Genomic DNA, 13,134 nt, shown 5'->3' with positions numbered 1-13,134 from the left:
TCCACTCCCTCAACCAGGTTCATCGGGTCTTCGCCACGGCTTCGAGAACGAATTCGAGCAGCGCCTCGTCACCGTCGCGACGACCGTACCGGGCGGCCGCCTGGCCCATCACGGCGAGGCGCTGGTAGTCCCGGGCCAGCGGGATGACGTTCTGCTCGATCCACTCGGGGGTGCACTCGTCGTTGTCGACCAGGATGCCGCCGCCCGCCTCGACCACCGGCAGGGCGTTGCGCTTCTGCTCCTGGTTGCTGAACGGGTAGGGCACGTAGACGGCGGGAACGCCCAGCGCCGTCGTCTCGGCCACCGTGATCGCGCCGCTGCGGCAGAGCATGAGGTCGGCGGCGGCATAGCCGAGCTGCATGTCCGACAGGTACGGGATCACGACGTAGGGCACCGGGAGGTCGGTGGGCACGTCGAACGGGTCGTTGCGACCGCCCTGCACGTGCAGCACCTGGATGCCCGCGTGGGCCAGACGCTTGGCCGCGGCGGCCACGGCCAGATTGATCGTGCGGGCGCCCGACGAGCCGCCCGAGACGAACAGCACCGGCAGGTCGGGGCGCAGACCGAAGTGGTGGAGCGCCTGCGGCCGGAGCGCGGCCCGGTCGAGGTGGGTCAGAGCTGTCCGCAGCGGGACGCCGACGACCCGGGCGTCCCTGAGCGACTCGGCCTGCTGCGGCTGCTGCGGGAACCCGACGGCGACGTTCTTGGTGAACTTCATGCCCATCCGGTTGGCCACTCCCGGCGGCACGTTGACCTCGTGGATCACGATCGGCGTCTCGCGCCGCCACGCCGCCAGGTAGGCCGGGACCGACACGTAACCGCCGAAGCCCACCACGACGTCGGCCTTGACCTCGTCGAGGATCTTGCCGGCCGCGTGCGACGACTTGTACATGCGGTCGGGCGTGCGCAGCAGGTTGAGGTTGACCGACCGCGGCAGCTGGAACGCGGGAATCACCCGCAGGTCGTAGCCGGCCGGCGGGATCAGCTCGTTCTCCATGCCCTTGGGGCTGCCCAGCGTGGTGATCCGCACCTCGGGATAGTGCCGCCTCACCGCATCGGCGAAGGCGAGCAGCGGGTAGATGTGACCGCCGGTGCCTCCCCCGGCAAGCACGACCGACCGCAGCATCCCCATCTCACCGTCTCCCATCAGCCCCCGCCGCCGCTGTGGCCCGGGTCGGGCCCGGCCGCCGGGGCGGGGGGAGCGGCGGCAGCGGGGCCCAGACTAGCCGTACCCACCGAGCGGGCGGACGGGCGTTCAGGGCACGTGACGCATCCGGCTCGGCGCGGGCGAACGAGGCCAGCATGCCGACCGCCGCCAGCGTGACGACCAGGGCACTGCCACCTGCGGAGATGAAGGGCAGCGGGAGGCCGGTGATGGGCAGCATGCCGGTCACGCCGCCGATGTTGATCACGGCCTGGGCGACCAGCCAGGTGGTGATCGCGGCCGCGGCCAGGCGGCGGAACGGGTCGTGCGAGCGGCGGGCGATCCGGAAACCGGTGTAGGCCAGCACCGAGAACAGCGCCAGGATCACCGCACAGCCGACCACGCCCAGCTCCTCGGCGACCACGGCGAAGATGAAGTCGTTGTCGGCCTCGGGCAGCCAGTTCCACTTGAGCGCGCCCTTGCCCAGGCCCACCCCGAACCAGCCGCCCTCGAAGATCGCCGAGCGGGCCTGGATCAGCTGGTAGCAGGGCCCGTCGACGTCGCACGACTCGAGCGGCTGCAGGAAGTTGGTGAGCCGGGCGAGCCGATAGTTCTCCTCGCCGGCCTGGCCCGAGCCGGCGCCGCCGGAGGCGGCCGCGATCAGCAGGCTGATGCCGGCCAGGCCGAGCACGCCGAGCGCGGCGAAGACCCGCAGCCGGACGCCGGCCGCCCACAGCAGCCCGATGATGAGCGCCAGCAGCACCAGCATGCTGCCCAGGTCGTTATAGCCGACCAGCACGAACAGCAGGCCGACGACGGGGAACAGCGGGCGGGACAGCTCGCGCCAGTGCCCCAGGGCGGCGCCCTTGCGGGCGATCACGTCGGCCCCCCACAGCACCATGCCCAGCTTGGCGAACTCGGCCGGCTGCAGACCGACCGGGCCGAAGTACAGCCAGAGCAACTCGGCGTGGACCGGGCCGATGCGCGGCTTGTCGAGCAGGCCGACCGACTTCAGCGCGCCCAGCAGGTCGAGCACGAAGAGCATCACGATGGCCGCGCCGAGCACGAACTTGCCGAGGTCGCGCAGCGTCCGGGCGGGCAGGCGCTGGCAGACCCAGAACGCGAACAGGCCGAGCAGCGCGAAGACGGCCTGGTTGGCGATCGCGCTGAACGCGTTCCCGTCCTCGGCGTACGCCTTCACGCTGGTCGCCGAGAAGACCATCGTGAGGCCGATCAGCAGCAGCAGACCGGAGCTGGCGAGCAGCAGATAGTACGAGGAGAGCGGCCGCGCCAGCATCCCGTGCACCGCGGGCAGCAACTGCCGGCTCAGTGACGGGCGGGGTGCCTGATCGGTCCGTTCCGCCATTCCCTCATCATCGTCCCGGCGGCACGCGGGCCGGTGTCACCACCCGGGCGTGTCGCGAGAAGTGTTCTATCCCATGACCGCCAGGAAGTCTGAATAGAACAGTCCCAGGCCGATGGCGACGCAGATGCCGGCCACGATCCAGAACCGCACCACGATGTTGACCTCGCTCCAGCCGGCCAGCTCGAAGTGGTGATGCAGCGGCGACATGCGGAAGACCCGCTTGCCGGTGGTCTTGAAGGAGACGATCTGGATCACCAGGGACATCGTGATGATCACGAAGAGCCCGCCGATGATGACCGAGAGCAGCGTCGTGCGGGTGGCCACGGCCAGACCGCCGATCAGGCCACCGAGCCCGAGCGCGCCGGCGTCGCCCATGAAGATCCGCGCCGGCGACGTGTTCCACCACAGGAAGCCCACACAGGCCGCCGCGGCCGCCGCGGCGATCATCGCGATCTCCAGCGGATCTCGGACCTGATAGCAGTAGTCGTTGGCCCGGGCGTAGTCCGAGTCACCGCACCAGTGGCGGTACTGCCAGAAGCCGATCAGGGCGTACGCCCCGAGCACCAGGATCGAGGCGCCGGTGGCGAGACCGTCGAGACCGTCGGTGAGGTTCACGCCGTTCGACATCGCCATGATGACGAAGACGAAGACCAGCACCGAGCCCACCTTGCCGACGTCGAGCCAGCTGATGTCGCGGATGAACGAGATGTGCTCGCTGGCCACCGTCTCGCCGTTGGTGCTGGGCACGTAGAGCGCGACGATGGCGAACGCGGTGCCGACGATCAACTGGCCGAGCAGCTTGCCCTTGGCGCTCAGGCCGTCGGAGTTGCGGCGGCGGATCTTGAGGAAGTCGTCGAGGAAGCCGACCACTCCGCAGAACACGAACAGGCCGAGCAGGACCAGGGCGGTCATGGTCGGCGATTCCTGCGCGATCTGCCGCTCGGGCAGCGTGGTCAGGGCGACATGCCCGGCCGCGTACGCGAAGACGGTGGCAATGATGAACGCGACCCCGCCCATCGTGGGCGTGCCCTTCTTGCCCTGGTGGCTCGCCGGCCCGAGGCTGCGGATCGGCTGGCCGGCCTTCATCGCCGTGAAGACACGGATGGCCACCGGGGTGCCGAACAGCGAGATGATGAACGCGACCGCGGCCGCGACGATGACTGCCCTCACGGGCGAACCTCCTCGGGACGCAGTGAGTCCACCACGTCCCACGTGCGGTACCGGGAACCCTTGACCAGCACGACATCCCCGCCGTTCAGGTCGCCGGCGAGAAGCTCGATGGCCGAGGCCTGATCGGGCACGACCACGGCCCGGCCCTTCCACCCCTCGACGGTGTGCGCGCCGTCCGCCAGGGCCGCGGCCTCGGCGCTGACCACGATCAGCCGGTTCACGCCGAGCTCGGCGGCGAGCCGGCCGACCTCCTCGTGACCGGAGCGCTCGTGCTCGCCCAGCTCGGCCATGTAGCCCAGCACGGCGGTGGTGCGGCGCCCGCCGGCCATGGCGGCGAGAGCGTGCAGCGCGGCCGCCATGGAGGACGGGTTGGCGTTGTAGGTGTCGTCGATGACCGTGCCGCCGTCGGGGCGGGTGAAGACGTCCATCCGGCGGGTCGACACGACGCCGACCTCGCCGAGCGCGGCGGCGACCTGGTCGACCGGCATCCCGGCCGACAGCGCCACCGCGGCGGCGGCCAGCGTGTTGGCGACCTGGTGCCGCCCGGCGACGACCAGCGTGACCTTCGCCGTCCGGCCCTCGAAGGACAAGGTGTAGGACGCCCGGCCGGCCGGATCGAGGCTGATCTCCGTCGCTCGCACCCCGGACTCCGGCGACTCGCCGGTGTACAGCACCCGGGCGTCCGTCCGCGAGGCCATCGCCGCGACGAGCGGGTCGTCGGCGTTGAGCACCGCCACCCCGTCGGCCGGCAGCGCCTCGACCAGCTCGCCCTTGGCTCGCGCGGTGCCCTCGACCGAGCCGAACTCGCCCAGGTGGGCCGCCCCGACGTTCAGCACCACGCCGATCGACGGCCGCGCGATGCCGGTCAGGTAGCGGATGTGCCCGACGCCCCGGGCGCCCATCTCGAGCACGAGGAAGCGCGTCTCGGTCGTCGCCTGGAGCACCGTGTAAGGGAACCCGAGCTCGTTGTTGAGCGACCCGGCCGGCGCCACGGTCGGCCCGAGCCGGGCGAGCAGCTGGCCGATGTAGTCCTTGGTCGTGGTCTTGCCGCTCGAGCCGGTCAGCCCGACCACGGTGAGCCCGTCGAGCCGCGCCACGACGGCGTGGGCCAGCGCGGCCAGGGCGGCCAGGGGCTCCGCGACGACCACGCCCGGCTGCCCGGTGTCGCGGGTGCTCAGCACGGCGGCGGCGCCCGCGGCGATCGCCGTGCCCGCGTACTCGTGGCCGTCGACCTTCTCACCCTCGAACGCGACGAACAGGCCACCCGGGCAGATCTTGCGGGAGTCGTACTCCACTCCCCCGGTGACCGCGACTTCCGGCTCGGCGTTCAGCACCTGGCCGCCGGTGATCTCGGCGATCTCGGCCAGCGTCAGACGGATCACGAGGCGCCCCCGGCCGCGGCGGTCAGCGCCTCGGCAAGCTCGATCCGGTCGTCGAACGGCAACATCTGACCGTTCACCTCCTGGCCCCGCTCGTGTCCCTTGCCCAGCAACGCGATCACGTCCCCCGGCGCGGCCAGCCGGACCGCCTCGTCGATCGCGGCCCGGCGCCCGGGCACTTCGATGATCTTCGCAGCCCCGCCGGAGTGTTCCGCACCGACCCGCACCGCGGCGCGCACGTCGGCCGGGTCCTCGGTGCGCGGGTTGTCGTCGGTGACGATGACCAGGTCGGCGCCGCGGGCGGCGGCCGCCCCCATCAGCGGGCGCTTGTCCTTGTCGCGGTCGCCGCCCGCGCCGAGCAGGCAGATCAGCCGGCCGCCGCGGCCGGTGGCCAGCTCCCGCAGCGCGGCCAGCGCGGCCACGATCGCGTCGGTCTTGTGCGCGTAGTCGACGACGCCGAGCACCTCGCCCGGGGCGGTGACCCGCTCGAGCCGGCCGGGCACCCCCGGGCAGGCGGCGATGCCGTCGGCTGCGACCTGCGCCCCGACGCCCGCGGCGACCAGCGCGGCCAGGGCCAGCAGGGCGTTGGCGACGTTGTGCCGGCCGGGCAGCGCCACGCCGGCCTGCAGCTCGACCCCGGGACCGTGCGCGACGAACCGCTGGCCGAACTCCGCCGGGCGGACGTCGGAGGCCCACCAGGTCGCCGCCGGGTCGCCGGCCGCCGAATAGCTGATCGTGGTCGGCTTGAACAGCGGTCGCAGCGCCGGGTCGTCGAGGTTCAGCACCTCGAACCGGCAGCGCCCGTCGAACAGCTTGGCCTTGGCCGCGAAGTAGTCGTCGGCGTCGGCGTGGAAGTCGAGGTGGTCGAGGCCGAAATTGGTGTAGCCGCCGACCGTGAAGCCGATGCCGTTGACCCGGCCGATCGCCAGGGCGTGGCTGGACACCTCCATCACCACGGCCTCGACCCCGCGCTCCAGGCCGGCCGCGAGGACGGCGTGCACGTCGGTGGCCTCCGGGGTGGTCCGCACGCTGCTGACCACCAGGTCGCCGATGCGCGTCTCGACCGTGCCGATCAGCCCGGTGACCACGCCGGCGGCCCGCAGGCCCGACTCGACGAGGTAGGCCGTCGAGGTCTTGCCGGCCGTGCCGGTGATGCCGATCATGGTCAACCGGCCGGACGGGTCGCCGTAGATCGCCGCCGCGGCGGTGCCGAGCACCGCCCGCGGGTCGTCGGCCACCAGGACGGGCAGACCCGCGGCGACCGCGGCGGCGTGGCCACCGGCGTCGGTCAGCACGGCGGCTGCACCGGCCGCGGCCACGTCGCCGATGAACTCGGCGCCGTGCCGGTTGGCCCCGGGCAGGGCGGCGTAGAGATCGCCCGGGCGGACCGCGCGGCTGTCGTGGGTCACGCCCGTGACCTCGGCATCGACGCCGGTCAGCGTGGCCGGCAACAGCGCGGCCAGCCGGGCCAGCCGATAGGGAGCGACGGAGTCGGGACGGGGAATGCCGGGCACGGCGTCAGACCCTACCCCGTACCCGGCGCCCCGCGAAAAACGCCATGCGGCCACCCGGATCCGTGGTCGGCGCCGTCGGCCCGGTCACGGGTGGATCTTGAACTTGGGCGCCGGCGTGCTGGACGGCGGCACCCGGTAGTGGAGCAGCGCGAACGACATCATCTTGGCGAACGCCGGGGCGGCCACGTCGCCGCCGGTGCCCTTGGGCACGTCGGCCGACACCGCGATGACGTACCGCGGGTTCTCGGCCGGAGCCATGCCGATGAACGAGCCGTAGTTGGCGCTCGTGTACTGCCCGTCGATCAGCCGCTTGCCCGTGCCGGTCTTGCCCGCCACCCGATAGCCGGCCACCGCGGCCTGAGTGCCCGTGGCGCCGTCGTTGTCGACCACGGCTTCCATCATGGTGCGCAGGTCGGACGCCACTTTCGGGTCCAGTACCCGGTGCCGGGCAGGCTCGGCGGCGGGGGTCACCGCGCCGGTCTTGCCCGAGATCATCGACTTGATCAGGTGCGGCTGGATGTACTCCCCGTCGTTGGCGATCGCGGAGTAGCCGGCCGCCATCTGGATCAGCGTGGCGTCCACGCTCATGCCGATCGGCACCGAGCCCGACGCCGAGCCGCTCCACTCGTCCGGCGTGAGGATCTTGCCTTCGGCCTCACCCTGCATGCCCTCGTTGGTCGCCTTGCCCAGCCCGAACTTCTGCTGATACTCGTAGACCCTCTGCTTGCCCAGCATGTCGGCGATCAGGATCGTGCCCACGTTGGACGAGTACGCCAGCAGCCCCGGGATCGTCATCTTGGTGCCCTTGGGCTGCATGTGGCTGTCCTGGAAGCGGTAGCCGCCACGCTCCAGCGCCGGGCCGATCGCCAGCGTCGAGTCCGGCTTGATCAACCCCTCCTGCAGGGCCGCGCCGAAGATGAACGCCTTGTGGATCGATCCGGGGTCGGCCACGATGCTGCTCGGCGCGTCGTCCCGCTCGGTCGGCTCGTAGTCCAGCGGCTTCGCGGCGTTGTAGGCCGGATAGCTGGCCTGGGCCAGCACCTCACCGGTCCGGACGTCGATCACCACGGCGCCGGCCATCGTCGCCTTGGTCTTCTTGCTCTGCTCGGCCAGGATGCGCTGCACCTCGTACTGCAGGTCACCGTCGATGGTGAGCTGGAGCGAGGTGCCCGGCTGCGGTTCGACCGACTTCTGGAACCCGCCCGGGATGGGCCGGTTCAGGTCGCCCTTGCCGATCTCGAACTGCCGCTCGCCGTCGGTGCCACGCAGCAGCGAGTCGTACCCTGCCTCGAGACCCTCCAGACCGGAGTTGTCGGCGCCGGTCCAGCCGATCAGGTTGGCGGCCAGGTCGGCGTTCGGCACATCGCGCCGTTCGTCCTCCTTGACCACGATGCCGTCGAGCTTCATCGCGAGGATCCGGTCACCGGTCGAGATGTCCACGCCCTGGGCGAGGAACTCGAACCGCGACTGGCTGCCACCCGGCTGCTTGTGCGGCTTCATGAGCGGGATCAGCTTGGACTGCGGCACCCCGATGAGCGGCGACAGGAGGGCCGCCGTCCCCACCGGGTCCTTGACCAGTTCCGGGTCGGCGCCGACGAAGCGCGCCTTCACGCTGTGGGCCAGCACCGTGCCGTCCCGGTCCAGGATGCTGCCCCGAGGCGCGGGCAGCCGCACCTCGGCCAGCCGGCTCTCCCGGAGCTCGACCAGTCGCTTGGCGTCCTCGGGGGACGAGGCGACCTGCAGGATCACCAGGCGGACGCCGATCATCATGAACAGCGACAGCGCGATGACGGCGCCGATCCGCAGCCGCCGGATGCCGTTGGCCAGCTTGGGCGGTTCGGGTGCGACCGCGCGCACGGCCCGGTCGACCCGCGGTCCGGTCACGGTCCGCCGGGCTCCGGCCTTCCCGGGCGTACGGGGTGAGGCCGTGACGCGACCCGGCCGGGCCGGCTTCGCGGTCGTCCGGCCGCGCCCACGGTCGGCGACGGTGCGCCCACCCCGGCGGACGGGACGGGCGATCTCGTCGTCGTCGTCGAACTCCGGCTCGGGCCGGCGGCTGCGGGGCGGCTGCCTCTTCTCGGGCCTGGCCTTCTTCGCCGGCTCGGCCGGGGGCGGGGCCGGCGTCTCCCGTTCCACCGTCTGACGTCCGCGGCGGGGCGGCTGACCGCCGTCGAGCACCTGCAGCGCCGGGCGGAACGGGTCGGAGGTACGGCCGGCCCGGGGCGACCGGGTGCGCTGGTCGCGCTCGGCCACGGTGCGGCCGCGCGGGGTGTAGGCCCGCGCGTCGCCGATGCCGCCGAACCCGCGGCTCGCCCGGCCGGTCGTCGCCTCGCCCTCGTCGGGCAGGTCACGAGACGTGCCGCGCCGGGGCTGAGCGCCCCGGCGCGGTGGAGTGTCGTCGTTTCGCGGCGGCATGGTGCTCTACCGCCCGGCGCCGTCGGCCGGCGTCACGTTCTCCGCACCCTTGTCGGTGATCGGCGCAACCTCACCGATCGCGTCCTGCGCGGTCGGTGAGCGCTTGCCGGTGGCCGGCCCGCGGAAGTTGATGATCTTTCCGTCGGGCAGCCGGATCTGGGCCACGTCGTCCGGGGCGGCCTTGACCAGCCCGAGGCGGCGCGCCGCGGCGTCCAGATTGCCGATGCTGGACGCCTCGACCAGCTGGTTGTCCAGATCCTGCCGCTGGTTCTCCAGGGCGGTGTTCTGCTTCTGCAGGTCGGTGATGCGGAACGAGTTCTCGTTGGTCTTCGTGTTGATCAGCAGGATGCCCAGCACCCCGACGATCACCACGCCGATCATCGACGCCACGAACGGCGCGCGCGGTCCCCGGCTGATCGGCGGCGGCGGCGCGACCCGCAGGCGCGGACCGGCGGCCGCGTCGGTCGCCCGCAGCGGCTCGGGCGTGATCTCGATCTGCAGCGCGGCGGCCCCGTCGACCGGAGCCTCCACCTTGCGGCCCGCCGCGCCCCGGCCACGGCCACCGAGCGCCCCGGCCGTCGCGGTCCGCTTGCCCCGTACGGCGTCCCGCGCCTCAGCCCGCACACCAGCGGCGTCACGGGCCTTGGCCCGCACACCCTCGATGTCACGCGCCTTGGCCCGCACACCCTCGGTGTCACGCGCCTTGGCCCGCACACCCTCGGTGTCACGCGCCTTGGCCCGCACACCGTCGGTCTTGGCGGCGCGGGCACGCGCCGGGCGCGGCTCGCCCCGCTCCGGGCCCGCGTCGCGGGCCGTCCGGTCGTCGCCCCGCATCCCTGATCGGCGCGTGTCGGACCGGCGCGGCCCGCCGTCCCCCTCGCCACCGGCGAAGCGCCGCGCCCCCCGGGCGGCACTTCCCGGAGCGTCCGCATCGCGGCTCATGCCTGTCGTGTCACGCCGTCCGGCCTCACGCTGCGCCGCGGTCCGGCCCCCCGACCGCGGCGCCTGGCTGCGCTCGCTCATGCTTTTCCCTCCCCCTCTTCCCGTTCCCCCGGGCGTAACCGCCCTTGTCCCCCGTGCGTTGTAGACATTCGGGGCCGTTCGCGGGCGGCCCCGGTCGTACCGTCCTGATCGAGGCGCTCGACCGCGCGCAGCTTCACCGAAGCCGCCCGCGGGTTGTCCGCGACCTCCTGCTCGCCGGCCGGCTCCGACCCCCTTGTCAGCAGCCGCAGCGTCGGGCCCGTCCCGGGCAGCTCGACCGGCAGGTCGACCGGCCCGGTGCTGCGTGCCCTCGCGGCGAGGGCGCGCTTGACGATCCGGTCCTCCAAAGATTGGTAGCTCATCACCACAAGGCGCCCTTTCGGCGCCAACGCGTCCAAAGCCGCCGGCAGGGCGGCCTCGAGCGCGGCGAGTTCGCCATTTACCTCAATACGTAACGCTTGAAACGTTCTTTTTGCGGGATTTCCACCCGTTCGCCGCGCGGCGGCCGGGATCGACTCCTTGACCAGGTCGGCGAGCCGCGACGTCGAGGTGATCCGGCCCTTCTGACGCTCGCGCACGATCGACGAGACGACCCGCGTCGCGAACTTCTCCTCGCCGTACACGCGCAGGATGCGCACCAGCTCGCCCGGCTCGTACTCGTTGACGACCTGCTCGGCCGTGAAGCCGGACGTCTGGTCCATCCGCATGTCGAGCGGAGCGTCCTGGGCGTACGCGAAACCGCGGTCGGCCTCGTCGAGCTGCAGCGAGGAGACGCCCAGATCGAACAGTCCGCTGTGGATCGCCGGCCGGTCGAGCTCCTCGAGCACCCGCGGCAGCTCGTCGTAGACCGCGTGCACCAGGTGCGTACGGCCGGCGAACCGGGCGAGACGGTGCCGGGCGTGGGTCAATGCCTCGGTGTCGCGATCGAGTCCGATCAGGACGACCTCGGGAAACCGCTCGAGGACAGCCTCGGCATGACCGCCCAGGCCCAGCGTGAAGTCGACGTGCACCGCGCCCGGCAGCTGGAGCGCCGGGGCGAGCAGCTCGAGGCAACGCTCGAGCAGCACCGGCACATGCGTGCCGCGATGCTCCCCCATGTCGACCCCCACTCGCTGTCACGCGCGCCCCGCACCGGCACCGACCTGCCGATTGTTCGCTTCACACCGCCGCGTCCGTCACCGTTCCGCAGCTCCCGGACGCCAGTCCGTACCGCCAGATCCCCATCCGCTCGTGCCCGTTGCCATCGGGCGCGCCCTTGGCCGGACACGCGCCTGGCGCCGGGGAAGAGGCGCCAGGTGCGGGAGCGGCTGGAGATCTCGCAGTACGGGAAGGGTGACGTCCGGGCCTTCGCGGGCCCAGCCGAGTGCCACGCCTCACAGTCCGCCGGGCAACACCCCCTCCTCGATGTCGGCGAACTCGTCCTCGCTCGCCGCGAGGTAGTCCTCCCAGGACTGCTTGTCCCAGATCTCCACGCGGGTGCTCGCCCCGATCACCACGAGCTCACGGTCGAGACCGGCATAGCCCCGCAGGTGGATCGGGATGGTGACCCGCCCCTGCTTGTCCGGGATCTCGTCGTGCGCGCTGGCGAAGAAGACCCGGCCGTAAGCCCGGGCCGCCTTGTTGGTGACCGGCGCCTCGCGCAGCTGACCGGCGATGCGCTGGAACTCCGGCATCGGGAACACGTACAAGCAGCGTTCCTGCCCCTTGGTGATCACGACACCTCCCGCCAGCTCATCGCGGAACTTCGCCGGAAGGATCAGCCGACCCTTGTCATCGAGGCGTGGGGTGTGTGTGCCGAGAAACATCGGCGCCACCCCCTGCCCCTGGGCGGTTCGCGGTCCGCCTGTCAACCCGGGCCGGCAGGCCCCTCAGGTGAGGTTCTCCATCGGCCCTGCCACTGCGCTCCACTCTACTCCACTTCCCTCCACTCGCAAGCGGAATGGACGGGGTCACGAAGGTTGCTCGCACCTAAAATCCCAGCTCAGCGAGGTGGGCCAGGAGTGGAGCGGGAAAGCATGATCAACCCCGTCCGGTTTCCGACATCCTCTCCAACGCCCCTCAAGAACCCGGACGAACACGCCCAAACCTCGCGCCAAGGAAACGTGTCAACCCCCTCCGGGGAGGAAAGTGGAGGGCCGGGCAGCGGATGGTGGAGGGACCGGGAGCCCGTGGTGGACGGCGCCGCTGGCGGCCCCGGGCAGGTGCGGCCGTACCCGGACAAAGAAGAAGGGCCCGACCGGCGAACGGTCGAGCCCTGAGAACGGTCCAGCTTGAGAACGACAGTGGGGCGCGACCGAACCGGTCGCGCCCCGCTGAGTCCTGATCCCTGCCGGCTGTCAGGCCAGGCGACGGACCACGTAGTTGGAGCCGATCATCTTGCGCTTGGACACCCGCGCACCGGTGTGCGGGGAGTCGTACATGTAACCGCTGCCGGCGTAGATGCCGGCGTGGTAGCCGTACGAGCCGTTGCGGAAGACGACCAGGTCGCCGATCTGCTTGCTGCCCTTGGCGACCGCCTTGCCGTACTTCTGCTGCGAGTTGGCCTTGTGCGGCAGCTTCTTGCCGGTGGTCTTGCGGTAGACGTACATCGTGTAGCCGGAGCAGTCGAAACGCGAAGGCCCGGCCGCGCCGAACTTGTACAGCGAGCCGACGTGCTTGCGCGCCTCGTTGATGATCTTGTTGCCGCTGGCCGCGCTGACCTTCGGCGTGACGCTCACGTACGTCTTGCCACCGGCCAGCGAGGTGAACTTGGCCGAACCGGCGTAGACGGCCCTGAGGTAACCGCTGACCTTCGGGGCCATGGTGAGCGCCACCGAGCCGCTCTTACCCAGGTTCTTTGTGGCCTGGTTGACCCACTTGCCCTTGCGGTACGCCTGCAGGCGCACCGTGCCGGACGTGACCACCTTGCCGTTGGTCGGGTTGATGTACTTCGCGGTCACCTTGACCTTGGCGCCGTACTTGACCTTGCGGGTGGAGAACTTGGTCGTGACGACGGGCTTGACCTTCGCCGAGACAGCGGCCGCCGTGATGGGAGCGGCGGCGGCAGCGCTGGCGGGCGACACGCCGACCAACTGGCCGGCGCAGAGGCAGATACCCAGAGACAGGGCGACGGTGCCGGCGCCGCGCATGCGGCGGCCACGGCTCGAACTGAGTTCGCGCACGGTA

Annotated in this window: 10 protein-coding genes; all 10 read right to left on the bottom strand. The window is 71.6% G+C overall.

Annotated elements, in window-relative coordinates:
- Positions 1–19: 19 nt before the first annotated feature.
- The 10 genes from murG to HJC40_RS01825 all read right to left on the bottom strand — a co-directional run bounded on the left by murG (position 20) and on the right by HJC40_RS01825 (position 13,130).
- Positions 20–1,132: an undecaprenyldiphospho-muramoylpentapeptide beta-N-acetylglucosaminyltransferase gene (gene murG / locus HJC40_RS01870; protein WP_249997839.1), complete on the bottom strand. Its 1,113-nt coding sequence runs from the start codon at positions 1,130–1,132 to the stop codon at positions 20–22.
- Between the two features lies 1 nt (position 1,133).
- Positions 1,134–2,510: an FtsW/RodA/SpoVE family cell cycle protein gene (locus tag HJC40_RS01865; RefSeq protein ID WP_249997838.1), complete on the bottom strand. Its 1,377-nt coding sequence runs from the start codon at positions 2,508–2,510 to the stop codon at positions 1,134–1,136.
- Positions 2,511–2,576: 66 nt separating this feature from the next.
- Positions 2,577–3,680: a phospho-N-acetylmuramoyl-pentapeptide-transferase gene (gene mraY, locus HJC40_RS01860; protein ID WP_249997837.1), complete on the bottom strand. Its 1,104-nt coding sequence runs from the start codon at positions 3,678–3,680 to the stop codon at positions 2,577–2,579.
- Positions 3,677–5,062 carry a UDP-N-acetylmuramoyl-tripeptide--D-alanyl-D-alanine ligase gene (gene murF / locus HJC40_RS01855; protein ID WP_249997836.1) on the bottom strand — a complete coding sequence of 462 codons (1,386 nt, stop codon included), beginning with the start codon at positions 5,060–5,062 and terminating at the stop codon, positions 3,677–3,679. The genes mraY and murF overlap by 4 nt, the downstream gene beginning before the upstream one ends.
- Positions 5,059–6,573, bottom strand: a complete 1,515-nt coding sequence (locus tag HJC40_RS01850; protein WP_374271046.1) for a UDP-N-acetylmuramoyl-L-alanyl-D-glutamate--2,6-diaminopimelate ligase — start codon at positions 6,571–6,573, stop codon at positions 5,059–5,061. The genes murF and HJC40_RS01850 overlap by 4 nt, the downstream gene beginning before the upstream one ends.
- An 84-nt stretch (positions 6,574–6,657) precedes the next feature.
- Positions 6,658–8,988, bottom strand: a complete 2,331-nt coding sequence (locus HJC40_RS01845) for a penicillin-binding transpeptidase domain-containing protein (protein ID WP_249997835.1) — start codon at positions 8,986–8,988, stop codon at positions 6,658–6,660.
- Between the two features lie 6 nt (positions 8,989–8,994).
- Entirely contained in the window at positions 8,995–9,930 is a 936-nt protein-coding gene (locus HJC40_RS01840; protein ID WP_249997834.1) for a hypothetical protein, read from the bottom strand.
- Positions 9,931–10,007: 77 nt separating this feature from the next.
- Entirely contained in the window at positions 10,008–11,066 is a 1,059-nt protein-coding gene (rsmH, locus tag HJC40_RS01835) for a 16S rRNA (cytosine(1402)-N(4))-methyltransferase RsmH (protein ID WP_249997833.1), read from the bottom strand.
- 276 nt (positions 11,067–11,342) lie between these two features.
- Positions 11,343–11,774, bottom strand: a complete 432-nt coding sequence (mraZ, locus tag HJC40_RS01830; RefSeq protein ID WP_249997832.1) for a division/cell wall cluster transcriptional repressor MraZ — start codon at positions 11,772–11,774, stop codon at positions 11,343–11,345.
- A gap of 531 nt (positions 11,775–12,305) precedes the next feature.
- Complete coding sequence (locus HJC40_RS01825) at positions 12,306–13,130, bottom strand: NlpC/P60 family protein (protein ID WP_249997831.1); 825 nt, start codon at positions 13,128–13,130, stop codon at positions 12,306–12,308.
- Positions 13,131–13,134 lie beyond the last annotated feature (4 nt).

The organism is Actinoplanes sp. M2I2 (assembly GCF_023544445.1).
GTDB lineage: Bacteria > Actinomycetota > Actinomycetes > Mycobacteriales > Micromonosporaceae > Actinoplanes.
This window is presented reverse-complemented; position numbering and strand designations above follow the sequence as displayed.